A 25508-nucleotide genomic window follows, 5' to 3' on the forward strand; every position below is an offset into this window, starting at 1 on the left:
CGATAAAGTCCCGGGGTATTAGCGATTAATTTGGCGAGGTTTGCGATGTCGCGCACGATCCGTTTTCACAAGTTTGGCTCGGCCGAGGTGCTCAAGTGCGAAGAGCACGAGGTCGCTGCGCCCGCGCCCGGAGAAGTGCAGGTGCGCGTCGAAGCCATTGGTATCAGTTGGTATGACGTGCTCTGGCGGCAAAATCTGGCGCCGTCCCAGGCTCGCCTGCCTGCCGGTATTGGTCAGGAGATGGCGGGGATCGTGACCGCTGTCGGTGAGGGCGTGAGTGACTTGAAACCGGGGGACAAGGTCGCCAGTTTTCCTGCACACAGCGCCAATGACTACCCGAGCTATGGCGAGCGTGTCCTGATGCCACGCTGCGCATTAACCCGCTATCCAGAGGTGCTGAGTCCGGTTGAGGCCAGCGTCCATTACACACCGTTGTTGATCGCCTATTTTGCCTATGTGGATCTGGCGCGGGTCAAGCCGGGCCAAACCGTGTTGATCACCGACGCCAGCCATTGCGCAGGCCCATCGTTCGTACAGATGGGCAAAGCGTTGGGCGCCACGGTCATTGCAGCCACTAAAGAAGCGGCCGAACGCGACTACTTAAGCGAACTTGGCGCCGACAAAGTGATCGTTACCGAAGAACAGGACTTGCTGATGCAGATCAACAAGATCACTGACGGTCGAGGCGTAGACACCGTGTTCGACGGTTTGGGTGGCCCGCAAATGTCTGTGTTGGGGGATGTGCTTGCGCCCCGTGGCAGCCTGGTGCTTTACGGCCTGCAAGGGGGTAATCAAACGCCATTTCCGGCTTGCGCGGCGTTTCAGAAGAACATTCAGTTCTTTGTGCACTGCATCGGTAATTTCACCGGCAAGCCGGAATTGGGCATCGCCCAAGACCAGGAAGCCATGGCGCGCGCATTGCGAGCCATCAATGAATGGACGGCCGACAGGATCCTGCGCCCGCTGGTGGTTAAAGTCTTTCCTTTCGATCAATTTGTGCAGGCGCATCGTTATATGGATGAGTGCCCTTGCCGAGGACGAGTCGCCCTGGAAGTTTGAACCTGTGCGCCACAGTTCTAGCCTCTGCCAATAAAACGCCACGACGCCTCAACGGGTCGTGGCGTTGTTGTATGTATTAATCGAGCAAGTTGAAAAGTCTTGATTGAATGTTTAAAAGTAGTCGCCGTGTTTAAAGGGGGTGTTGTAACTTTTACGGCCTGTTTAAATTTTAACTATGACCGGTCGGTCTAATTATTTATATGCGCAAATAGCTTTTCTTTTGGGTATAAATACTGATAGCTTACTGATGGCCACTCATATGGAAATTGATTGGCGTCGGGCGCATCTGGATGAATGCTAGCTGCGTAGTCGAATTCTTACATTTAAGTAATACCGGTCTTTTTTTATAAGAGGCAGGGTATGCCTGGCCGCTTTGAGTGAGCCTGCAATTACTAACCAGACGTTGCGGAGGGTTAACCCATGAGTACCTTTCATGAGCAGGCCATGAGCTTTGTATATCAACAAGTTCTGCATCGCCTGACAGGCTTCTTCAGTCGACATGAGCGCATTGCGCTGCAATTGTTGATTCAGCGGTTATTGGTGGCAGCCGGAGGGATCGAGCGCATAGGTCAGTTCCGGGTGATGGTGGTGCATGAGGGGGGTAAGGAAAGCGCTTACACCCTGGCGTTTCTCCGCGCCGCGCAGTTGAGTATTGCAGCACGGGCGCCCGTTACGTTTATGTTACGTCTGGCCGTACTACGCCAGCCCAGACTCACCGCATCCGTCATGGCCAGGTTCCATAACCAGTGCAATGAGTTGTTCTTGTATGACGATGATCGGGTTGAATTGCTTCAGGTCGATGAGACGGGCGCCCATCCCGTCACACGTCATACCCCGTTCAGTGAATGCCCGCCAGAAGCCGGGAAACTCGATGTCTTGATGTGGGGGCATGTATCGGAGGGGGATGCACGGGCGACGTTTTTGTACAGCGACCTGTTGTCACGGGCCCCGCTGTTTCAGACAGCTTATAGGTGGGGTGGCGCGGTCAATGCGCTGATCGACAGACGCCCACCGCCGCACTTGGGGGAATACGCCCACTGGATGTTAAAGGTGGCTGAACAGCTGGGGCACTGTGAGGCCAGTTCCACCGACGATGTGCTGCCGGCTGCGCTGGATATGTGTTTAAAACTTGAGAAGGCGTCTCGCTCGATACTGCACCCGCAATCCATACCCGCAGAAACACCCGCGCTGTCGGCGGGCAGCGAGTGGGTTGTTATTAACGTATTTGATTGTCTCTCCTGCGAAGTGGAAGTCCTGAACTCCGAAGCGCTTAACTTTACCGAGGGCCACATTAATGCCGCGGGTGTCAATATTGAAGAGCCTCAAGCCGCAGTGATATTAGTTGAAGCGCATGTGCAAGGGTTGCGTCACGTTTATACCGAAGCCGGCGATTATTGCAGTGGGGTCAGTTCATACTTACATGCGCTGGTTCGGGAGAATGAATGTAATTCTCGATACAAGGGGCAACTTGTGAGTGTCATTGCCGGTGCGTTTAATACACCAAAGCGAATTCAGAAGTTACGCCAGCAGATGGCCGACTATTTAAATGATCTCTATAACGTGAAGGACGAGCAGATCAGTTGCTTTATTCAATCGCCTTTTGTTGAACAAGGCGGGCAACTCGCAGCGTTTGTGCAACGCAACTACCCTGACAAATTACCGTGGGTGCCCGATCTGCACGACGCCTTGCAGGCTCACCCCCAAGCATGTGCGCGTCAGGCAGCCTGGCTCGAAACCGTGAGCGGGCTGCCGTTGAAGTCCCTGCAAGCGCTTTACACCCTGAGCAAGATCGACCTGGCTGAAGGCACCACCCTGATTGACCTTATGGGGTCCCATGACCCGGCCAGACGGTCGCGCTGAACCATTCATCCATTAGCCATTGCCAACCTGCAGGACGAACTGATATCTGTACGCTTATCCAGTATTTAACGTCAGTGGTTCGTTCCGCCTGTGATTTCCAATCCCCTCGAAGACCCGTTGTACTACCTGAAGAACTTCCAGCACGTCCTGCACTGGATCAAATCCCGTTACGACGATCTGCTGAACCTTGAAGAGCAGTGCTTCATCGACACGTTCCTCCAGTTGCCCGGTGCTTCACAGGCACTGTGGGTCAGGCTGGTCATGCGCAAGGGCACGCACTTTCGCGCGAGCAAGCTCAATTACGCCGAAATCGGTGATATCGCCTCTGCCGCGGCCCCCTTGCTGGACCAAGGCTGGGTGAATGACCAGGCGACGATCAACCTGACAGATGTGTTCGAGGTGCTCCAAAAGGCTGAATTGCTGCGTTTTTTCGCTGCGCATATTGCTGATTCAAAAGGCCGAAAGGCCGACTGGAAGGCCCGGTTGAGCCTTGAGCTGACCGATGAGCAACCCCTGGGGAACTGGTGCCCGGGCCTGGAAGACCGGCTGTTTACCCTGACCAACCGTGCCTTGGGTGATCGTCTGCGCCTGATGTTTTTCGGCACCCTCAACCAGAGCTGGTCCGACCTGGTACTGGCGGATCTGGGCCTGTTTACTTACGAAGCCGTGCCATTGAGCCCGGCGTCGCGTGCCCTGCGTTGCCGGGCTGATATCGACGGCTATTTGCACCTGCATGCGTGCCGCGAACAGTTCGAAGCCGCGCAAGACGTCGACCTTGTTTTGCAGCACGTACTTGACTACACGGCCGACAACCGCTGGCTGGCGCGCCGTCGCGCGCGTTTGTTGTTTCAATTGGGGCAATACCACGAGCGGGCAGGCGATCACCTGCGCGCCCTGCACATTTATCCTCACAGCCAGCACCCGCAAGCCCGGGTGCGCACGGTGCGCTGCATGGAGCACCTGCAAGCGTTTGAGCAAGCTTATGCGTTGGCTCAAGCCGCCGAACAGGCACCGCTGACCGATGAGGAGTCTCAACAGTTGCAGCGAATGCTCCCGCGGCTGCGACGCAAACTCGGACTGCCCGCAGAGCCACGTGCCCGCCCCGGCGCCCCGCAACGCCTCGACCTGTGCCTGGAACGCCATGCGGGACGTTCGGTGGAGTTCAGCGTGGCTGCCCATTTGCACACCGAGGATGCGCCGGTGCATTACGTGGAAAACACGCTGATCAACGCCCTGTTCGGGTTACTGTGCTGGCCCGCCATTTTTGCGCCGCTGCCGGGCGCGTTTTTCCATCCGTATCAAAGCGGGCCCGCCGATTTGCTGGAAGACGACTTCCACGCACGTCGATCCGAGCTGTTCGACGCCTGTTTCGCGCAATTGCACGATGGACGATACCGGCACACCATTCGCGACACGTACACCCGAAAATATGGCGTGCAGTCGCCATTCGTGGCGTGGGGCCATCTGAACGAACAGTTGCTGGAGCATGCGCTGAGCTGCCTGCCGCCTGAGCATTTGCAACGGTGGTTCAGTCGATTGTTACTGGACATAAAAGCCAACCGCACCGGTATGCCCGATCTGATCCAGTTTTGGCCCGCGCAAAAAACCTACCGCATGATCGAAGTCAAAGGGCCTGGGGATCGCCTGCAAGACAACCAGCTGCGTTGGCTGGCCTTTTGCGAGCAGCATCAGATGCCAGTCACCGTGTGTTACGTGCAATGGCAAGTGTGTACCGCGTGAGTTATCGCATTGCAGTCAGGGCCTTGTGTGAGTTCACGGCCAAAATTGGCGATCTGGACCTGCGTTTCACGCCGTCCCCGAGTGCGCAACAGGGCATTGCCGGGCATCGCACTGTCGCCTCACGCCGCAATGCTGACTATCAAGCGGAGCTGAGCCTTGAAGGCCAGTACCGCACGCTCTGTGTGCGGGGCAGGGCCGATGGCTACGACCCGGTGAATAATGTACTGGAAGAGGTGAAAACCTTTCGCGGCGACTTCGCGGCCCTCCCGGCCAATCACCGTCATTTGCACTGGGCGCAGGCCAAAGTCTACGGCGGGTTGCTGTGTCAGCGACTGGAGCTGCCTGCGGTCAATTTGGCGCTGGTGTATTTCGACATCGTCAGCGAAAAAGAAACACGGCTGCAGGAAGAGTGGAGTGCCGCTGATCTTCAACAGTTTTTCATACAGCAATGTCAGCAGTTTCTGGCCTGGGCGGAACAGGAAGTCGCGCACCGTGGCGTTCGCGATGAAGCCGCGCGCACGCTGGCTTTCCCCCACCCGGCGTTTCGCACGGGGCAACGCCCGTTGGCCGAGGCGGTGTACAAAACCGTCAGCACCGGCCGTTGCCTGATGGCCCAGGCGCCCACCGGCATTGGTAAAACGGTGGGCACGCTGTTTCCATTGCTCAAGGCCATGCCCACGCAACAACTGGACAAGCTGCTGTTTCTCACTGCCAAAACACCCGGCCGCAAACTGGCTCTGGATGCCGCGCAGGTGCTGTACCCCGACGAAGGGCCGGGAGCGCTGCGCGTGCTGGAGCTGGTGGCCCGTGAAAAAGCCTGCGAATACCCGCAAAACGCCTGTAACGGCGATGCATGCCCGCTAGCCAAAGGGTTTTATGACCGCTTGCCTGCCGCGCGCCAGGCCGCCGTCCAGCACGCGCACCTGGATCAGGCCGCCTTGCGCGAGGTGGCACTGACGCATCAGGTGTGCCCGTATTACCTGAGTCAGGAAATGGCGCGCTGGGCCGATCTGGTGATTGCCGATTACAACTATTACTTCGACTTCAGTGGTTTGTTGTACGGACTTGCGCAGGCCAACCAATGGAAGGTGGCGACCCTGATCGACGAAGCCCATAACCTGGTGGAACGCGGCCGCCAGATGTACAGCGCCAGCCTTGACCAGTACAGCTTGAACGCCGTGCGTCTCAACGCCCCGGCGCCTTTGGACAAGGCGTTCAAACGCTTGAATCGCGAGTGGAACGCGCTGCATCGTGAGCAAGTCGGGCCCTATCAGGTTCATGCGCAGGTACCGGGCAAATGGCTGACTGCGTTGACGGCTTGCATCACCGCCATCGGGGATTACCTCAACGATCACCCGCAAGGCATGACCGGCGAGTTGCAGGGTTTTTACTTCGATGCGCTGCAATTCAACCGGGTCGCGGAGCTGTTCGATGGGCATTTCATTTTCGATGTCACCCTGCGTGAAACCGGCAAGCGCCGCCTGTCGCAGCTTAATTTGCGCAATGTGGTGCCTGCCGCTTTTATTGGGCCGCGCCTGGCCAGTGCCCACAGTAACGTGCTGTTTTCTGCCACCCTGAGCCCACGGGTGTATTACGCCAATCTGCTCGGTCTACCGCCAGACACGGTGTGGATCGATGTGGAGTCGCCGTTCAAGGCTGAACAATTAACCGTGCGCGTGGTAAACCACATTTCCACCCGTTTTACCCACCGTGAGCAGTCACTGGAGCCGATTGTCGAGCTGATGGTTCAGCAATATGAACAGCGGGCGGGCAATTATCTGGCGTTCTTCAGCAGTTTCGACTACTTGCAGCAAGTGGCCGGGCTGCTCGCTGAACGTCACCCGCACATTGCGCAGTGGCAACAGGCGCGTCGGATGGATGAAACCGCGCGCCAAGGCTTCCTCGACCGCTTTACGCTGACCGGGCAGGGCATCGGTTTTGCGGTGTTGGGCGGGGCGTTTGGGGAAGGCATTGACCTGCCCGGCGCGCGCCTGATCGGCGCCTTTATCGCCACCCTGGGACTGGGCCAGTTCAACCCGGTCAATGAACAGATCAAGCTGCGCATGGGGGCGTTGTTCGGGGCGGGCTATGACTACACCTACTTGTACCCGGGCATGCAAAAAGTCGTCCAGGCGGCCGGGCGTGTGATCCGTACCCAAAGCGATCAGGGGGCGTTGTTTTTGATTGATGACCGGTTTGCCGAGCCCAACGTGCAACAGCTTTTGCCCAAATGGTGGTCACTGCGATAACCGATCCACTGATCGGATATTTTCCGCGATAGGAGGGGCGCAATATCACAGCGATATCACTGGCTGATAGACTGCGCGCCGCTGAAAATCTGCCAGTCGTCAGAGCAGATTGGCCCCCTTGCAGTTGAGTACTGAGCGTGAAACGTGCGTTTTTGCTGTATGTGGTCTGCATGTCCCTCGTTTTAGCCGGATTCGCCTGGATCTTCATCACCCTGTATCACTGACTCTTCGCCTGCACGTGTATGGCAAACTCCTACGCCTTGGGCGCATTCGCCGCCTGTACGTATCGAGGAGTTTGTTATGAGCATCAAACGTTTCGGAACCGGCGCCGTGGGCGCAGGTGGTCAGCCGTTGCCCTTTGCCCGTGCCGTAGAAGCGGATGGCTGGTTGCACGTCTCGGGGCAAGTGGCGATGGAACAGGGCGAAATCATTGCGGGCGGTATCGTCGAACAAACCCATAAAACCATGCAAAACCTGATCGCGATCCTCGAAGAAGCCGGTTACGGCCTCGAAGATGTGGTGCGTGCAGGCGTGTGGCTGGCCGATCCGCGAGACTTCTGGAGTTTCAACAAAGTGTTCGCCAGCTATTTCAGCAGTGAACACGCCCCGGCCCGCGCCTGCGTACAGGCAATGATGATGGTGGACTGCAAAGTCGAAATCGACTGCATCGCCTACAAAGCCAAAGGGTGAACCTATGAACCTGCTTGACGTGGAGAAGGGCGCAGCACGGATCGGGGACCACCTGCTGTGTGACGTCAGCCTTCCGGCGCTGGTGATTCATCGCCAGGCGCTGGAACACAACATTCGCTGGATGCAGGATTTCGTCACGCGCAGCGGCGCGGTATTGGCACCGCACGGCAAAACCAGCATGGCCCCTGCGGTGTTTCGTCGGCAGATGGCGCAGGGCGCGTGGGCCATGACCCTGGGCACCGCCGTGCAGACCCGCGTGGCGTATGCAGCCGGTGTGCGCAGGGTGCTGATGGCCAACCAGTTGGTGGGGCGCCCGAACATGGCACTCATCGCGGATTTGCAGGCCGACCCCGGGTTTGAATTTCACTGCCTGGTGGATCACCCGGACAACGTCGCCGCCCTTGGCGCCTTCTTCGCTGAACGTGGTCAGCGCTTGAACGTGATGATTGAGTATGGCGTCACAGGCGGGCGTTGTGGTTGCCGCACAGAAGCGCAGGTTATGGCCCTGGCGGCCGCCATCAGTGCGCAACCGGCATTGGCCCTGACCGGAATCGAAGGCTATGAAGGGGTGATTCACGGTGCACAGGCCGTCACGGACATCCGTGCCTTTGCCGCCTCGCTGGTGCGTCTGGCGCTGGCGTTGCAGCGTGGCGGCGCCTTTAGGCGCGACACGCCGATCATTACTGCGTCAGGTTCAGCCTGGTATGACCTGATTGCCGAAGCCTTCGAAGCCGAGGCCGCCAGCGGACGCTTCCTGAGTGTTCTGCGCCCCGGCAGTTACGTGGTCCACGATCATGGGATCTATAAAGCAGCGCAGTGTTGCGTGCTGGACCGGCGCAGCGATTTGCACGAAGGCCTGCGCCCGGCGATGGAAGTGTGGGCACACGTGCAATCATTGCCGGAACCTGGCTTGGCCATCGTGGCGCTGGGCAAGCGTGATGTGGCCTATGATGCCGGGCTGCCGGTGCCGCTCAAGCGCTACCGCGAAGGGAAGGTGGATGCCTCGGGCGATGACGTGAGCGCGTGCACAGTGACTGCGCTGATGGACCAACATGGGTTTATGACCGTTGGCCCTGGCATTGAGCTGCGGGTGGGCGACATCATCAGCTTTGGGACGTCCCACCCATGCCTGACGTTTGATAAATGGCGTACGGGCTGCCTGGTAGACGAGCAGCTGGCAGTGGTTGAACCGTTCGAGATCGTGTTTTAAGGCGCGTCGGTGTCGGGGAACGAAGCCGCGCTCAGTCGCGCCGCCTCGTCCCCGCGCTTAATCGCGGAAAAACACTTGCACCAAGTGGTAACCGAACTTGCTTTTGACCGGGCCATGCACCACACGCAGCGGTTTTTTGAAGATGATCTGGTCAATCACACCGACCATTTGCCCCGGCCGTACTTCCCCCAAATCGCCTCCGCGTTTGCCAGAAGGGCAGGTCGAGAACTTCTTGGCCAGCACATCGAAGGCTTCGCCCTTGGCGATGCGTTGCTTGAGGGACTCGGCTTCTTCTGCGGTCTTCACCAGAATATGGCGGGCTTGAGCTTTCATGGGGCGTATACCTTGCAGCTATTGGGCAAATTCGAGGGCGCGGATTATGCCTGAGTTTTCGCCGGGATCATTGCCCGAATCAGGGTTGCCAGCTTATCCACCGAGAACGGTTTGCCGATCATGTCCATGCCCGAGTCCAAAAAACCCTCGCGCTGGATGGCGCTTTCCGCATAGCCGGTCATGAACAGTACATTCAGGCCGGGACGCTGTTGACGGGCGATTTCCGCCAACTGGCGGCCGTTCATACCGGGTAACCCCACGTCGGTCACCAGCAAGTCGATGCGCAGCGATGACTCCAGCAGTGACAACGCGGTTTTGGCATCCGGCGCCTGATGGGCGGTGTAGCCCAACTCATCCAGCACATTAAGCACCAGCGTGCGCACGGCGGGGTCATCCTCCACTACCAGCACGCTTTCACCCTCAATGGCGCAGGGGGCATCCGGGCTGACAACCGGCGGGCGGGGTTGCACTTGCAGGTTGTAATGGCGGGGCAAGTACAGGCGCACACAGGTGCCGTTGCCGCTTTCACTGGTGATGGTCACGTGCCCGCCCGACTGTTGGGCAAAGCCATAGATCATGGACAGGCCCAGCCCCGTGCCCTGGCCGATGGGTTTGGTGGTGAAAAACGGATCGAAAGCCTTGGCCAGCACCTGAGGCGTCATGCCCGAGCCGTTATCGCTGACTTCGAGCATCACATAGTCACCGGCCTTGACTGGCTCCAAGGTACTGATATCACTGCCGTCGAGGTAGCTGTTGCGGGTTCGCACGCGCAAGGTGCCGCCCTGAGGCATGGCATCGCGGGCGTTGATGATCAGGTTCAGCAAGGCACTTTCCAGCTGACCCGCGTCGGTGTTCACCGCCCAGATGTTGTCGCCCAGTTGCACATCAAGGGTGATATGGGCGCCTTTGGTGCGCCTGAACAGCTCCTCAAGTGACGTCACCAGATGATTGGGGTCCAGCGGCTTGCGGTCCAGCGACTGGCGCCGTGAAAATGCCAGCAGCCGATGGGTGAGTGCGGCCGCCCGTTGTGCCGAGGAAACGGCCGCGTCGGTGAAGCGGCCAATCTCGGCACTTCGGCCCGCAGCAATGTAGCGCTTCATCAGGTCGAGACTGCCGATGATGCCGGTGAGCATGTTGTTGAAATCATGGGCGATGCCGCCGGTCAATTGGCCCACGGCTTCCATCTTCTGCGCATGGCGCAGCGCATCTTCGGCCCGTTCGCGCTCCTGCATTTCGCGTTGCAGTTGCTCGTTGGCCTCAGCCAGCGCCTGAGTACGTTCGGCCACGCGCTCTTCAAGGGTTTCATTGAGGTGGAGCAGGGCTTGTTCGGTTTTTTTGCGTTCGGTGATGTCCAGCGCTGCGCCCATGAACCGCTGGGCGCGTCCGGGGTCCGCACTGAAGCAACGACCGCGGGCGAAAATCCAGCGGATTGTGCCGTTGGCGTCCAGCAGGCGGTATTCCTCGGCGTATTCGCCATTGCTGGCCAGGCAGGCTTTGATCGAACGGGTCAGCAGCCCCCGGTCTTCAGGGTGTACGCCTTCTAAATACGCGGTAATCGGTAACTGCCCGGACAACTGCGGCTCAATGCCATGCATCTGCGCAAATCGGCTGTCGGTGACGAACAGGTCCTGGTCGATGTTCCAGTCCCATGTGCCCACGCCGTTGGTGACGGTCTGCGCCAGTCGCAGGCGTTCCTCGGTGTCGTGTTGGGCCTTGCGGGTGGCTTTTGAGCGTTGCCGCAGTTTGATGGCCGTACGGCGGCGGCGGGACGCCTTGACCGCCATCATCAAGAGCCCTGCCACCTCGCCGGTGTCGTCGCACACCGGGCTGAACGTCAGGTCGAGCCACATTTCATTGGCGTGCTGGCAATCAGGGATCAAAAAATACTGATCGATGTGGCTGCGGCTTTCACCTGCCAGCACGGCGTCAATGATCGGCTGGGTGAATTCCCGGTACTCGGGCCAGCTCTGGTGCACCGGCTGGCCAAATGCGTCCGGGTGTTTGTCGCCGGCCAGCACGGCAAAGCTGTCGTTGTAGATCTGCGTCAACTGCTTGCCCCACAACAACAGCATGGGCATGGGCGAGTTCATTAACAGCTGGACACAGGTGCGCAGGCTTTGCGGCCAGTCAGCCACCTCGCCCAGCGGGTTTCGTTGCCAGTCCAGGCGTTGCGACAGGGGCGCGAGTTGACTGAGGGAAAATACAGCGCTCATGAAAAATCCTGAGGGGGTCAATCGTCGGTGCGTCTATTTAAGGCCGGATATGGGTTAAACGCTATTAACTAAATGAACGGGGCTAAATGTGGGCAAAAGGCCATCATTTGCGACTAAGGTCGTATGAGGCAGCAGCTTAGCCTTTCGTACAATTGCGCCCCCTTTGCATTGAGCGCTTTCGCCCCGGTTTCTAACCGAAGGTGCAGGCTCAATGGTTTTCGTCTTGCGAATGATTCGCTGCTGGAGCTTGTACATGGTTGTCCCTTTTTCGTTGTTGCCGCAATGCCGGGCTGCACGCCTGAGCGCGCTGGCGGTGTGCGCCGGTTTTGCTGCACAAACCCAGGCCGGCGGTTTTATTGAAGACAGCACGGCCAAGCTGGAAGCCCGTACCGTGTACTTCAATCGCGATTTTCGGGACGGCAGCACGTCTAGCCCGCAAGGCGCTTCCAAGCGTGAAGAAACCGCCCAGGGGTTCATCCTCAACGTGCAATCGGGCTACACCCAAGGCACGGTGGGTTTTGGTCTGGACGCGCTGGGCATGCTGGGCCTGAAACTGGACTCCAGCCCCGCCGACAGCAACAGCGGGCTGTTGCCTTCGACCGGCAGCGACCCGCGTCGTTCCAAGGACCAATACGCGAAAATCGGCGTGACCGCCAAAATGCGTTTATCCGATACCGTGCTCAAGTACGGTGCCTTGCTCCCGGATCTGCCCTTGCTCAAGTACAACGATGGCCGTTTGCTGCCGAACATGTTCAACGGTGCGATGCTGGTTTCCAGGGACGTAAACGACCTTACGATCATGGCCTCGCGCCTTAATCGTTACACCGCGCGCGACTCCACCGACCCGCAGGATTTACGCCTCAACTGCAAGAACAAGCGTTATAGCTGCAACATCACCGCCGACCACTTCAACATGTACGGTCTGGACTACAAGGTTAATGACCGACTGACGGCGCAGTACCACTACGCCGAACTTGAAGACATCTATCGCCAGCAATTCGTGGGGCTGCTGGCCAACCAGCCGATCGGCCCGGGCGTGCTGTCGGCTGACGTGCGCCTGTTCAAAAGTGACGATGCCGGTTCTGCCAAGGCCTCGACCATCGACAACCGTGCCCTGGGGGCCATGCTGGGTTACTCGCTGGGCGGGCACAAAGTCAGCGCGGGCTGGCAGCGCATGAACGGTGACAGCTCCATGCCGTATCTGGATGGCAGCAACCCGTACTTGGTCAACTACTTGCAAGTCAACGATTTCGCCAACGCGCAGGAACGCTCCTGGCAATTGCGCTACGACTATGACTTCAAGGCCATGGGTTACAACGGCTGGTCGTTCATGACCCGCTATGTGAACGGCGACAACATCAAGGTTGTAGGCCGCGCCGAAGAAGGCAAAGAGTGGGAACGCGACACCGAGGTCAAATACATTGTGCAAAGCGGCACGTTCAAAGACCTGAGCCTGCGCTTTCGTAATGCCACCTACCGCACCAACTACTCCAAGTTCGCCCGTGACGTGGACGAAACCCGCCTGATCGTCAGCTACAACCTCAACATCTGGTAACCCTTGCGACCGCGGGTCAGTCCGACACACAGGGCTGATTCGCGGTGCGTTCACCGGCACGGCGCTCTATAGTCAGCGGCACGACTTTGGTGGAGCCTTCTGTGCATGAAAACCCTTCTGCTGATTGGCATGGGCGCTGGCAATCCTGAGCACATCACGGTGCAGGCGATCCATGCGCTGAATCGGGCGACCGTCTTTTTTGTACTGGATAAAGGGTCCATCACCCAGGATCTGGTACGCCTGCGGCTGGAGATCTGCCAGCGATACATCCGCGAACCTGCGTACCGCGTGGTGCAAGTCAGTGACCCCAAGCGCGACAGCACAACCCCTCGCTACACCGATGGCGTGGAGCAATGGCACGCGCAACGTGCCGAGGTTGTTGCCCGACTGATTGAACACGAATTGCAGGACGGGGAATGCGGGGCCTTTTTGTTATGGGGAGAGCCGGCGCTGTACGACAGCACCTTACGCATGCTGGATCGGGTCCGTGACCAGGGGCTGACCGGGTTCGACTATGAGGTGATTCCCGGCATCAGCAGTGTGCAGGCCCTGGTGGCGCGGCACCGCATTGCCCTTAACGGTATTGGGCAGCCAATCCGGATCACCACCGGGCGACAACTCAGCGCAGCAGACCTGGACAACGTGGTGGTCATGCTCGACGCCCATTGTGCGTTCGAAGCGTTCGTGGACCAGGATGTCGACATCTATTGGGGCGCTTACATTGGCACCGCAGATGAAATCCTCATCGCAGGCGAACTGTCCGACGTGTGCGCGCAGATCAAGCAGGTCAGGGCACAGGCCAGGCTGCGCAAAGGCTGGATCATGGACACCTACCTGTTACGACGGCGCAGACGGGGGGCGGAAAACTAGGCCAAGGTACTACGTCGAAACAAGATGGGGACTACTGCTCAATGCGTAACGCAAGGTTACTGTCCTTACCGGTCAACAGTCCGTGCGAGCAGGTTCCCCGATGCCTCACCATTCTTACGCGCACATCCACGGCATAGATGGCCTGCGGGCCATTGCCGTACTGGCGGTGATCATTTTCCACAGCGATTACCTGAATGTCCTGCCCGGCGGTTTTGTCGGGGTGGACATGTTCTTTGTCATCTCGGGGTATGTCATCAGCCAATCCCTGAGTGAACGGCCGTCATCCGGGTTGTTGACGTATCTGGCCGACTTTTATCGACGCCGCTGTCTGCGCATCCTGCCCGCGTTGCTGTGCGTGCTGCTGGTCAGCTTTATGCTGTCTGCGATGTTCATGCCGCAGTTTTGGCTCAGCGATCACATCAATCGCACAGGGCTTGCGGCATTTTTCGGGCTGAGCAATGCCGTGCTGGCACTGCACACAGACACTTACTTTTCCCCCGGCAGCAACCTCAACCCGTTTCTTCACACGTGGTCACTGGGGGTCGAAGAACAGTTCTACCTGCTGTTCCCCGGGTTGTTTTGGCTGTGGCTGCGTTACCGCACACAATCATGGCTCGCACGGGCGCTGCTGCCCGTACTGGCCGCCGTGTCGCTGCTGGTGTGCGCCTTGCAGACCAGCAATGCGCCGTTGTCAGCGTTTTACCTCTTGCCCGGCCGCTTTTGGGAACTGGCCGCCGGCGCCATGCTGTATCAGGCCATTGGCGCCAAGCGAGGCGTGTTGACCTCTGTGCCTCTGGGCACTATTACGTTGTTGGCCGGGGCAGCCTTGCTCATCGGCAGTTTCGGGTTGGCCCGGCCCAGTCAGTTTCCGTTCCCGTGGGCGGTGGTCACGGTATCGGGCACGCTGTTGCTGCTGACGGCGATCATCCTGCCAGCGCCACACTGCGCGATGCCGTTGCAGCGGGTGTTGCAAGGTCGCGCGCTGACGTACATCGGTCGTTTGTCCTACTCCCTTTACCTGTGGCACTGGCCGGTGCGGGTGTTTTTCCAATGGACGACCGGGCTGGAACTGTTATGGGTTCAATGCCTGTACCCCGTACTGGTCTTCGCACTGGCCGCTGCGTCGTATCACTGGCTCGAAAGGCCGGTGCGTGCCAGCCCCTTACGGCAGCTACGCGCCCCCGGCCTGACGCTTGCCGTGAGCGGTGCGGCAGTCGGGCTTTTGGCGCTCACGTGCGTGGCGATGACCCGTCAAACAGAACACCTGTCCTTGAGCCAGACCCGCGACACGTACACCTGGTATGCCTACCGGCATTGGCCCGCAGAGCCGCTGCCCGCCCTTGACGAGCCGCGTTTGCAGGGGCGACGGCTGTTCGTGCTGGGCGACTCGCACGCTGCCGCCTATCGCACCCTGTTCACCCTGATCGCCCTGCAAATGGGCATCAAGGTGATTGAGTATGAGCGGGGAGGCTGCGGGGTGGTGACCCTGATTGCCGCCGACCCGCCCGGATGCGCTGCCCGGCGTGAGGCGGATTTCAAGGATCTGGAGGCCCGCGCCCGGCCTGGGGACATCGTGTTTCTGCCGTCCCTGCGCATGCCGGAGCTTCAGGGGCTTGAATGGTCAAAAGGGGAAACCCCCGTGGTCGACGACTTGCTTGCAGGGATTGAGCACGAGCAGGCGGCCGCGTATGCATCGGCGCTGGCAACCCTCAACCGTTTGCAAGCAGCCGGGCTGCAGGTGTTGATCGAGGCCCCCAAACCATTATTCAAGGCACCGCCCAGCCGCTGTTCCGACTGGTTCAATCACATGAACCCGGTGTGTGCCCCCGGCCTGACGGTGTTTCGCAGCACCTTGCAACGCTTGCGTGCCCCGCAACTGGCGTTGCTCGAGCGTTTACAACAGCAGCAGCCCGCGCTGGCAGTGTGGGACCCGTTCCCGGTGTTGTGCCCGACCGCCCTCTGTTCGGCCTATGACAGGAAAAACGGCAAACCGTTGTTCTTTGATTCCAACCACCTCAGCGGCCACGGCAATCGCATCCTAGCGCCCTCATTCAGCGCCGCGCTGCAAACCTTGTGGGGCATCAAGCCGTTAAAGTGAACGGTTTTTGGCCTCGATCCATTGCGCCATGTACTGCGTACTTTTGTGATGATGGTGGCGCAACATGGCCCCGGTGAAGTTATTGCGACGGTGACGTGGCAGGTCTGCGCGGCAGGCTTCAATCCGTTGCACCAGTGCCGGACCATGAACGTTTTGCTGGTAACGTTCGGCAAGCAGTGTCCGCCCGTGCTGTTGAGCCTGATGCCATGCCGAAGGGGTGCGATACAGCTCCACCGCAGCGGCGGCTATCGCAGAAGCCGACGTCGCGATGGCTCCGGCCCACGGCAGGTCACCGTGCATCCCTTCGGCGCCGATTGGCGTGGTGACGTTAGGCGTGCCGCACAGCATGGCATCGGCAATCTTGCCCTTGATGCCCGCACCAAAGCGCAACGGCGCCAGACACACCCGCGCCTGGCTCATCACGGCCAGCGCGTCCTCGGCCCAGTTCAGCACATGAAAACCCTGGGCCGGGTTATGCAAGGCAGTGGCCTTGGGCGGGGTGTAGGCACCATAAATGTGCAACTGGGCATCGGGCAGTTGCTGACGAATCAAGGGCCACAGCGTGGTCTTCATCCACAGCACCGCGTCCCAGTTTGGCGCGTGGCGAAAGTTGCCAATGCTCAAGAAGTGCTGACGTTGCTCGTAGGGCACACAGGTGTCGGGTACGCCATCCACCATCAACGGGCACAGGTGCAGCAACGCAGTGGGGACGTGAAATTGCTCCACCAGCAAGTCGATCTCGAACTCGGAAATCATCAGGTTCAGGTCGCTGCGGTAAATCGCGGCCAGTTCGCGCTGCGCCAAGTCCGTTTCAGCCATTTGTTCGAAGATCTCGTCGGTGGCCGGGGCGAACAACGCACTGAAATCGTCCAGGTCGCCACTGTGCTTGAGGCGTGCCTTGAGCTGCTGATGACGAGCATCGCGCAGGCTCTGCAGATCAGAGGTTTCCAGCACCCGCAGGGCGTCGGGGCAGTGTTTTTCGACCCGCCAGCCGAATTGCTCTTCCATCATGAAACGGTCAAACAGCACGATGTCCGGCGCCAACGCGCAGATGAAGGCATCGAAGCTGCTGTTGTTGAGCTCGATGCTGACCTCATCGATGCCCAAGGCCGCCAGGTCTGCCTTGTGCTCGCCCACACCGGCCGGGCTGCTGAAGGTAATGTGCCAGCCTTGCTGCAAAAAGCTCTCGATGATTTGCATCATGTGCCCACCCGCCGCTGAGGAGCGCGGCTCTGGCCACACGTAACCGATGATCAGGACGCGGGTGGGGGCAGTCGACGGCATGGGGCTGTTCCTTGAAACACGGAGGCTGAAAAAAGGCGGCAATTAAAACACAACAGGGTTGGGGCTAGTCCGCTTTGACGATGATGCCGGGCGTTACAGATCGGATTATTCGTCACAGACCGCCCGCGCATCCGCGCAGCGAGAGACTGACGGAGAACCAAAGATGGACCCGACCCGAGTGAAAAGTCCGATAGAGCTTGAGCTGCTGGAACGCGCACGCACCCTGATCCCGGCTTTGCAAAGCCGTTCGGCCCAAGCCGACAAAGACTGCAAGTTGCCGGATGCCACGGTGCGTGACTTGCAGGAAACCGGTTTGCTGCGCGCCCTGCAGCCCAAGGCGTGGGGTGGTCACGAAGTGGACATTCGCACGTTCTTTGAAATCCAGATGACCCTGGCCGAAGGCTGCATGTCCACGGCCTGGGTGTTTGGCGTGATGGGCGTCCACCCATGGCAACTGGCACGCTACCCGGAACAGGCCCAGCGCGATGTGTGGGGCGAAGACAGCTCGGCGCTGGTGGCCTCCACCTACATGCCAGTGGCCAAAGTGACGCCGGTCAAGGGCGGGTATCAGGTCAGCGGCCGTTGGGGGTTTTCCAGTGGCAGCCAGCATGCGCAGTGGTGTTTCCTCGGCGGCATCGTGCCGCAAGACGAGACGGGCCCCACCGAGCATGGGACCTTTCTGATTCCGGCCAGCGATTACCGCATTGAACAGAATTGGGACGTGCTGGGCCTGCGCGGCAGCGGCAGCCACGACATCGTGGTTGAAGACGTCTTCGTACCCGCCCACCGCGTACAGCGCACCAATAACTACAGCGTCGAAGCGACCCCCGGGCGACGGATCAACACCAACCCGATGTATTCGATCCCGTTCGCCCAAGTGTTTGCCCGGGCGGTCTCGACCTCGGCCATTGGCGCGTTACAAGGTGCAATCAACGCGTTCCGCGACAACGCCGCCGGGCACATCGGCAAGCATGGCGCCAAAACCGCTGAAGACCCTGCGGCGCAAGCTGCCGTGGCTGAAGCGATTATCACCGTGGACGCCCTGAAACTGGTGTTGGCGCGCAATTACGGGCACCTGCTGGCCCTGGCCGAAGCGGGCGAGTACCCGGATGTCGAAACGCGCTTGCTGTACCGCTATCAGTCGTCCCACGTGACCAACGTGTGTGCCGACCGGGCCAGCGACCTGCTGCGGTGCATGGCGGCGTCAGGCCTGTACAGCGGCAACCCGGTGGCGCGCTATTTCCGCGACCTGCATCAAGCGCGCGGGCATATCGCCAACAACGAGGCGGCTTACCGCCGCAGTTACGGGCTGGTGCAACTGGGCCTGCCTAACGCCGACCCATTTGTGTAAACGGCTCCACACGCGTTGAACGCACCGCGCCCGTCACTGCCCGTGCCTGCACACGGCAGCGGCGGGCGTGACGTCAGCATGAATTTCAGACCTCAGCGGATGGCACAACAACAATGACGGCTCAAGTTCAGTCTCAGTCCAGCTATGACGTGATCGTGGTCGGCTCCGGTGCCGGCGCCATGACCTCGGCCCTGTTCGCCGCCGATCAGGGCCTTTCGGTGCTGATTGTCGAAAAAAGTGACAAATATGGCGGAACTTCAGCGATATCCGGCGGCGGCATCTGGATCCCCAATAACCACTACTTCAAAGCCAAAGGCGGGCATGACAGCCCTGAGTTGTCGATGCAATACCTCAAGGCCGCCACCGGCGAACACGGCGATGAAGCGCGCCTGCGCGCCTATCTGGACAATGCCGCGCCGATGATTAAGCAACTGACGCATAACAGCCGCGTGCGTTATGCCGTGGCGGAAAAATACCCCGATTATTACCCGCACTTGCCCGGTGCCTTGCCCGGCGGGCGGACGCTGGACCCGGAGCTGTTCGACACCAGCCTGCTGGGTGAAGAGCTGGCGAACCTGCGCAAACCGTCACCGTCCACCTTGCTGATGGGGCGCATCGCGTGGACCGCACGTGACGCGCACGTCGCCATGGCCCGCAGTTTTGGCTGGCAATGGCTGATCTTCAAATTGATGGCGCGCTACAAACTGGACTTCAAATGGCGCCGTAAAAGCAAATTCGACCGCCGCGCTGCGCTGGGCAGCTCGCTGGTCGCCTCGCTGCGCCGCTCGCTGATGGACCGCAACGTGCCGCTGTGGCTCAACACTGATTTTGAAGAGCTGGTGGTCGAGGATCAGCGGGTCACCGGCATTAAAGTCCGTAGCGCTGGCAACCTGCTGACGCTCAAGGCGCGGCGCGGCGTGATTTTTGGCTCTGGCGGCTTTGAACAGAACCAGGCCCTGCGTGAAAAATTCCTGCCGCAACCTACCCGCGCGTCCTGGAGCGCGACGCCGCCGGGCAATAACACCGGGGCGGGGTTGCAAGCAGGCCTCAATGCTGGGGCTGCCACGGCGTTGATGGACTGGGCCTGGTGGGCGCCCACGATTGCCGTGCCCGGCGAAGAAAAACCCCGCGGCGTGTTTGCCGAGCGGGCATTTCCGGGCGCCATCGTGGTTAACAGCCTCGGCCATCGTTTTGTCAATGAAGCGGCGCCGTACCTGGAGTTTGTTGACGCCATGTACAAAGACAATCTCAAGACCGGAGGGCGCTCGGTGCCTGCGTGGGTCATTTTTGACGGGCACTTCCGTTTTCATTATGCGATGGGGCCGTTAATGCCCGCCCAAGTCATGCCGGACAGCCGCTTGCGTAAAGAGTGGCTCAACACCGTGTACTGGAAAGCCGACAGCCTGGAGGCGTTGGCTGCGCAAATCGGCGTCGATGCCCACGGCTTGGGCGACACGGTGCAAAAGGTCAATGAGTACGCCCAAACCGGCGAGGATCTCGACTTCGACCGGGGCGGCAATGTCTTTGACCGCTATTACGGCGACAGCAATCTCAAACCCAACCCGTGCCTGGCACCGATCCGCAAAGGCCCGTTTTACGCCATGCGCCTGGATGCCGGAGACATCGGTACAAAGGGCGGCTTGCTGACCAATCAACACGCCCAGGTGGTGCGTGAAGACGGCCAGCCGATTGCGGGGCTGTACGCCATTGGCAACTGCTCGGCGTCAGTGATGGGCACCAGCTACCCCGGCGCCGGTGGCACCCTTGGCCCGGCCATGACCTTCGGCTACATTGCCGCCAACCACATTGCCCGCCATGCGCCCGTGGCGTCCGCGCCCAAGGCCGAGGCGGCAGTATGAACCGCCCGGCAGCGCACACCAGCAACACCGACATCCTCGCGCCATTGCGAGTGTGTGACGTGGCCGATCAGGCTTGGCACGACAGTTGTGACGTGCTGGTGATCGGCTGGGGCGCCGCGGGCGCCTGTGCCGCGCTGGAAGCCCGTACCCACGGCGCCAGCGTGATCGTTGCCGACCGCTTTACTGGCGGCGGGGCCAGCGCCAAGAGCGGTGGTGTGGTCTACGCAGGGGGCGGCACCCGGCAACAACGGGCAGCCGGTTTTGATGACAGCCCACAGGCGATGTTCGATTACCTCAAACACGAAACCGCTGGCGTTATCAGCGACGACACCTTGCGTCAATTCTGCGCGGACAGCGTCAGCAACCTGAACTGGCTCGAAAGCCACGGCGCGAGTTACGCCCACAGCGTGCCCCCGGGCGGCAAGACGTCCTACCCGTCCGATGGCTACTTTCTGTATTACTCCGGCAACGAACTGGTGCCGTCCCACAGCGGCACGCACGCGCCGGCGCCACGGGGCCATCGCACGGTTGGCAAAGGCCAGTGCGGCGCCGTGTTATATGGCCATTTGCAAGCTGCCTGCCTGCGTGCCGGGGTGCAGCCGTTGCTGCAATCGGCTGCGCGTCGGTTAGTGGTGGATGAGACGGGCCGGGTCGTCGGTGCTGAGCTGTGGCAGATGCCTGCCGGATCGCGCGAGGCGCAGCAGCATGCACGGTTGGCGGCACGGGCCGAGCGCCTGCAGAACTTTGCGCCGGGCTACTGCGACCGTTTGCGCCACACCGTCAGCCAGCTGGAGCGCGAGCATGCCCGACCTGTGCTGATACGGGCGCGCCAAGGCGTGATCCTGAGCACGGGCGGCTTTATCTTCAATCGCGACCTGATCCGCGAACATGCCCCCAAATTTCGCCGCAACTTCAAGGTCGGCGCTACCGGCTGCGATGGCAGCGGCCTGCGCCTGGGGCAATCGGTGGGCGCACACGGTGATCGCCTGAGCCGGGTGTCGGCATGGCGCTTTATCAACCCGCCGTTTTGCTGGCCTAAAGGGATTGTGGTCAACACCGAAGGCCGACGTTTTTGCAACGAAGAAGTGTATGGCGCCACCCTCGGCCAGCCGCTGTGTGAAGAGCAGGGCGGCAAGGCCTGGCTGGTGCTGGATGCGCGCTTGCGCAAGCAGGCGATTCGTCAGGCGCTGTTCGACGGCTATTGGTGGTTTCAGGCATTGCCAGCCTTGGCATTGATGCTGTTCAAGGTGCGCAAAGGCCGCGATGCGTCGCAGCTGGCCAGCGCTTGCGGCATGCACGGCGAAACCCTTGAGGCTGCGTTGCAAGCCTATAACGCAGGCGCACGTGGCACGGCGCCCGATGCGTTTGGCAAGTCGCCGGGCAGCCGCCAGGTGTTGGATCAGGGCCCGTTCTACGCCTGTGACATCAGTGTCAGCAACCCGGTGTTTCCATTGGGGGCGCTGACCTTGGGCGGCCTCAAGGTCGACGAACATAACGGCGCGGTACTGGATGGCAACGGCCAACCGATTGCCGGGTTGTACAGTGCCGGGCGAACCGCCATCGGCATCGCCTCGCATTTGTACATCAGCGGCCTTTCGCTGGCCGACTGCGTGTTTTCCGGGCGCCGTGCAGGCAAGGCTGTTGCTACTGACAGCCAGCCCGCTCGGGCCCAACTGGCGGCTGAAACCCTGTGAAGGAGCACCCTATGAGCGCACGCGTAGCAGGCAAAGTGGCGTTGATTACCGGTGGGGCCAGCGGTGTGGGACGCGCCAGCGCCCGGCTGTTGGCCCGAGAGGGGGCGCAGGTTGTGATCAGCGACATTGACGTCGCGGCCGGGCAGGCACTGGCGCAGGCAATCGGTCCCGCCGCCCTGTTCCTGGCGCATGATGCGGCCAGCGAGGCGGACTGGGCGCGGGTCATTGACGTGATTCGCACCACCTACGGACGCTTGGATATTGTGTTCAACAACGCGGGCATTCTGCTGCACGGTGACATTGAACACACCGACTACCGGGACTGGCAGCGCGTGCAACGGGTCAACAGCGACAGTGTTTTTCTGGGCTGCCGGGCGGCACTGGGGTTGATGAAAGAGGGCGAGGGCGGCTCGATCATTAACATGTCGTCGATTGCCGGACTCGCCGGACGCGACGACTACACCGCCTACAGTGCTTCCAAAGGGGCCGTTGCCGCCCTGACCCGTACCGTGGCGGTGCTCTGCCGTCGGCGCAAATACCGCATCCGCTGCAATTCATTGCACCCGGACGGGATTCTTACCCCAATGACAACCGGCACGTTCCCGGCCGGACTGGACCCCGCCAGCCTGACCATCGAGAGTGACCCGATGCACCGGATGTGCCTGCCTGAAGACGTGGCCAACAGCGTGTTGTTTCTGGCCAGCGATGAGTCGCGCGCGATCAATGGTATAGAGCTGCGCATCGACAGCGGCCAGTTTGTGATGAGTATTTAAAATGAATACACCTGCCTACCATTCGCTGCGCATCGCGCAAATCATCCCTGAAACCGCTGATTCGCGCTCACTGGTGTTCGACATTCCGCCTGCGTTGCGCGAGCAGTTCACCTACAAGCCCGGTCAATTCCTGACCCTGCGCGTGCCGTTCGAAGGTGCATGGCTACCGCGCTGTTATTCGCTGTCCAGCACACCGCTGCACGATGAGCCACTGCGGGTGACCATCAAGCAAGTGCGTGACGGCCGCGCCTCTAACTGGCTGTGTCAGCAACTGCGCGAGGGCGATCAACTGGACGTGCTGGCGCCGGCGGGGGCGTTCGTGCCACGTCACTTTGACGATGACTTTGTACTGTTTGGCGGCGGCAGCGGGGTGACGCCAGTGCTGTCGATCCTGCGCTCTGCGCTGATTGCCGGCAGCGGGCGGGTTTTGCTGATCTACGCCAATCGCGATGAAGCCTCGGTGATCTTCGCCGCCGAGCTGAAGGCCCTGGCCAGCGCCTACCCCCAGCGGCTGCAAGTGATTCACTGGCTGGATTCGGTACAGGGCATTCCGGCGGTGGCGCAATTGGCAGAAATCGCCCGCCCGTGGGCCCATGCCCAAGCCTTTATCTGCGGCCCGGGGCCGTTCATGGACGCCGCCGTCAGCGCCCTGCAAGGGCTGGGCATGCCACACGGGCGTATTCACGTGGAGCGCTTTGTTTCACTGCCCGAAGAAGGCAGTGTGCCAGAGCTGCCCGCGGTGAACCCCGATGGCGTCAGCAGCCAACTGTCGGTACGCCTCGACGGCGAAGAATTCGAAGTCCCGTGCGCCGAGGGTGAAACCCTGCTCAATGCCATGCAACGCGCCGGGCTGAGTCCGCCCAGTTCGTGTCTGGTGGGGTCGTGTGCCACCTGCATGTGCACGGTCGAACGCGGTGCGGTAGAGATGCTGCGCAACGATGCCCTCGATCAGCAGGAGCTCAGTGAAGGCTGGGTACTGGCCTGCCAGTCCATCCCCCGCAGTGAACAGTTACGCGTGTGTTTCCCCGAATAATTCGCCAGACGAGTGACCGATGAATTCCACCCTTGACGTCCTGCGTGACGACACCTTGAGCCTGCCAAGCTCCATTCCTCACTTGTTGCAGCAAGCGGCGCAACAGCATGCCGGGCGCACGGCCATTGAAGCGCATGGGCAGCGCACTGACTATCGAGACTTGCCCCGACTCGCCCTCGCGGTGACCCGCAGCCTGATGGCGCTGGGGATCGAGAAGGGCGATCGGGTGGCAATCTGGGCGCCCAATGGCCGCGACTGGATCATTGCCGCGCTGGGGATTCATTGCGCCGGGGCAGTCATGGTACCCATCAACACCCGGATGAAAGGCAGTGAAGCAGCTGACATCCTGCAACGCAGCGGCAGCCGTGTGCTGTTTGTGCAGCCGCATTTCCTTGGCACCAATTACTTGGCGTTGCTGGCCCCTTGTCGCCCCGCCAGCCTTGAACACATGGTGCTGCTGGAAGAAGGGCAGGTCGCCAGCGCCCTCGACCTGGATTGGGATGAGTTCCTGGCCTTGGGCACCACGGTCAGCGAACATTCTGCGCAGGCGCGTTCGGACAGTGTCCAGGCCAACGACTTGAGCGATCTGCTCTTTACGTCCGGCACTACGGGCAAGCCCAAGGGCGTGATGAGCGCCCACGGGCAAAACCTGCGCGCCTTCAGCGAGTACGTGAAGGTGATTGGCTTACAGGCGGGCGACCGGTATCTGGTCATCAACCCGTTTTTCCATGCCTTTGGCTACAAGGCGGGGTGGCTGACCTGCTTGTTGGCCGGGGCGACCATCTTGCCGCACGCGGTATTTGATGCCGAGGCGGTGTTTCAACGCATCGCCGCAGAACGTATTAACGTGCTGCCGGGGCCGCCTACCTTGTACCTGTCGATGCTGGCCCACCCGAAACTGGCCGAGACGGACTTGTCGAGCCTGCGGATTGCTGTCACCGGCGCAGCAACGATTCCGCCCATCCTGATTGAGCGCATGCGCCGTGAGCTGGGGTTCGCCGTGGTGACCACCGCATATGGCCTGACCGAATGCGGTGGGCTGGCGACCATCTGCGACCCGCACGATGCGGCCGAGACCATCGCCGGCACCAGCGGCCGGGCGATTCCCGGTACAGAAGTGAGCATTCGCGACCCGCACAACCGCCCCCTTGCAGCAGGCAACACCGGCGAGATCTGCCTGCGCGGCTTTCATGTCATGCAAGGCTATTTCGAAGACCCGGTTGCCACTGCGCAAACCATTGACAGCGAAGGCTGGCTGCACACCGGCGACATTGGCGTGCTGGACGCTGCGGGAAACCTGCGCATCACCGATCGCCTGAAAGACATGTTCATCGTCGGCGGCTTCAACTGCTACCCGGCCGAAATCGAGGCCGGGCTGATGGAGCACCCGGCTGTCGCGCAGGTGGCGGTCATCGGTATTGCCGATGAGCGCATGGGGGAGGTGGGTTGCGCCTGTGTTGTGCTGCGCCACGGCCAGTCACTGGATCAAGCCCAGTTGATTGAATGGGCGCGTGAACACATGGCCAATTACAAAGTGCCCCGGCAGGTGCGGTTCTTTGAGGCGTTGCCGATCAATGCGTCGAACAAAGTGGCGAAGAATGAATTGCGCGCAAAGGTGAACGCCTGACCCACACAAT

18 protein-coding genes are annotated in these 25508 nt (G+C 60.4%); 15 read left to right on the top strand and 3 right to left on the bottom strand.

Annotated features, from left to right (window positions below; translation table 11 throughout):
• Positions 1 to 45: 45 nt before the first annotated feature.
• From HBN68_RS04190 to HBN68_RS04215, 6 genes are all read left to right on the top strand, one after another.
• Positions 46 to 1059: a zinc-dependent alcohol dehydrogenase family protein gene (locus HBN68_RS04190; protein ID WP_094994417.1), complete on the top strand. Its 1014-nt coding sequence runs from the start codon at positions 46 to 48 to the stop codon at positions 1057 to 1059.
• Positions 1060 to 1479: 420 nt separating this feature from the next.
• Entirely contained in the window at positions 1480 to 2919 is a 1440-nt protein-coding gene (locus HBN68_RS04195) for a hypothetical protein (protein ID WP_169962816.1), read from the top strand.
• Between the two features lie 90 nt (positions 2920 to 3009).
• Entirely contained in the window at positions 3010 to 4659 is a 1650-nt protein-coding gene (locus tag HBN68_RS04200; protein ID WP_169962818.1) for a VRR-NUC domain-containing protein, read from the top strand.
• On the top strand, positions 4656 to 6908 hold the full coding sequence (locus HBN68_RS04205; protein ID WP_169962820.1) for an ATP-dependent DNA helicase: 2253 nt from the start codon (positions 4656 to 4658) through the stop codon (positions 6906 to 6908). Before HBN68_RS04200 ends, HBN68_RS04205 begins: the two co-directional genes overlap by 4 nt.
• Positions 6909 to 7208: 300 nt before the next feature.
• Positions 7209 to 7598 (top strand): RidA family protein, encoded by a 390-nt coding sequence (locus HBN68_RS04210; protein WP_094994415.1) that lies wholly within the window; start codon positions 7209 to 7211, stop codon positions 7596 to 7598.
• A 4-nt stretch (positions 7599 to 7602) separates the two neighbouring features.
• Positions 7603 to 8808, top strand: coding sequence for an amino acid deaminase (locus tag HBN68_RS04215; protein WP_169962822.1), 1206 nt, complete (start codon positions 7603 to 7605; stop codon positions 8806 to 8808).
• 57 nt (positions 8809 to 8865) lie between these two features.
• On the opposite strand, the gene HBN68_RS04220 is transcribed toward HBN68_RS04215, so the two are convergent.
• Positions 8866 to 9141 (bottom strand): peptidylprolyl isomerase, encoded by a 276-nt coding sequence (locus HBN68_RS04220; RefSeq protein ID WP_047274612.1) that lies wholly within the window; start codon positions 9139 to 9141, stop codon positions 8866 to 8868.
• A gap of 44 nt (positions 9142 to 9185) precedes the next feature.
• Positions 9186 to 11354, bottom strand: a complete 2169-nt coding sequence (locus HBN68_RS04225; protein WP_169962824.1) for a hybrid sensor histidine kinase/response regulator — start codon at positions 11352 to 11354, stop codon at positions 9186 to 9188.
• Positions 11355 to 11607: 253 nt separating this feature from the next.
• Here HBN68_RS04225 and HBN68_RS04230 point away from each other — a divergent pair, with 253 nt between their 5' ends.
• The 3 genes from HBN68_RS04230 (at position 11608) to HBN68_RS04240 (ending at position 15877) form a co-directional block, all read left to right on the top strand.
• Positions 11608 to 12909, top strand: coding sequence for an OprD family porin (locus tag HBN68_RS04230; protein ID WP_169962826.1), 1302 nt, complete (start codon positions 11608 to 11610; stop codon positions 12907 to 12909).
• A gap of 105 nt (positions 12910 to 13014) precedes the next feature.
• Positions 13015 to 13779, top strand: coding sequence for a precorrin-6A synthase (deacetylating) (cobF, locus tag HBN68_RS04235; RefSeq protein WP_094994411.1), 765 nt, complete (start codon positions 13015 to 13017; stop codon positions 13777 to 13779).
• A gap of 100 nt (positions 13780 to 13879) precedes the next feature.
• Positions 13880 to 15877 carry an acyltransferase family protein gene (locus HBN68_RS04240; protein WP_094994410.1) on the top strand — a complete coding sequence of 666 codons (1998 nt, stop codon included), beginning with the start codon at positions 13880 to 13882 and terminating at the stop codon, positions 15875 to 15877.
• Here the strand turns inward: HBN68_RS04240 and HBN68_RS04245 are convergent.
• The gene (locus tag HBN68_RS04245; protein WP_094994409.1) at positions 15869 to 17161 is read right to left on the bottom strand and encodes a glycosyltransferase; all 1293 of its coding nucleotides are present in this window, start codon (positions 17159 to 17161) and stop codon (positions 15869 to 15871) included. The two genes, HBN68_RS04240 and HBN68_RS04245, sit on opposite strands and share 9 nt — an antisense overlap.
• A gap of 163 nt (positions 17162 to 17324) precedes the next feature.
• Here HBN68_RS04245 and HBN68_RS04250 point away from each other — a divergent pair, with 163 nt between their 5' ends.
• The 6 genes from HBN68_RS04250 (at position 17325) to HBN68_RS04275 (ending at position 25498) form a co-directional block, all read left to right on the top strand.
• Positions 17325 to 18512 carry an acyl-CoA dehydrogenase family protein gene (locus tag HBN68_RS04250; RefSeq protein WP_094994408.1) on the top strand — a complete coding sequence of 396 codons (1188 nt, stop codon included), beginning with the start codon at positions 17325 to 17327 and terminating at the stop codon, positions 18510 to 18512.
• A 113-nt stretch (positions 18513 to 18625) separates the two neighbouring features.
• Positions 18626 to 20371, top strand: coding sequence for an FAD-binding protein (locus tag HBN68_RS04255; protein WP_094994407.1), 1746 nt, complete (start codon positions 18626 to 18628; stop codon positions 20369 to 20371).
• A complete protein-coding gene (locus HBN68_RS04260) occupies positions 20368 to 22065 on the top strand; it encodes an FAD-binding protein (protein WP_169962828.1) in 1698 nt (565 codons plus the stop codon). The genes HBN68_RS04255 and HBN68_RS04260 overlap by 4 nt, the downstream gene beginning before the upstream one ends.
• 11 nt (positions 22066 to 22076) lie before the next feature.
• Positions 22077 to 22838, top strand: a complete 762-nt coding sequence (locus HBN68_RS04265; RefSeq protein ID WP_094994405.1) for an SDR family oxidoreductase — start codon at positions 22077 to 22079, stop codon at positions 22836 to 22838.
• Position 22839: 1 nt separating this feature from the next.
• The gene (locus HBN68_RS04270; RefSeq protein WP_094994404.1) at positions 22840 to 23871 is read left to right on the top strand and encodes a ferredoxin--NADP reductase; all 1032 of its coding nucleotides are present in this window, start codon (positions 22840 to 22842) and stop codon (positions 23869 to 23871) included.
• Between the two features lie 19 nt (positions 23872 to 23890).
• On the top strand, positions 23891 to 25498 hold the full coding sequence (locus HBN68_RS04275; protein ID WP_169962830.1) for a FadD3 family acyl-CoA ligase: 1608 nt from the start codon (positions 23891 to 23893) through the stop codon (positions 25496 to 25498).
• The last annotated feature ends 10 nt before the right edge of the window (positions 25499 to 25508 follow it).

It is taken from the genome of Pseudomonas sp. WS 5078, assembly GCF_012985745.1.
Lineage (GTDB): Bacteria > Pseudomonadota > Gammaproteobacteria > Pseudomonadales > Pseudomonadaceae > Aquipseudomonas > Aquipseudomonas lundensis_A.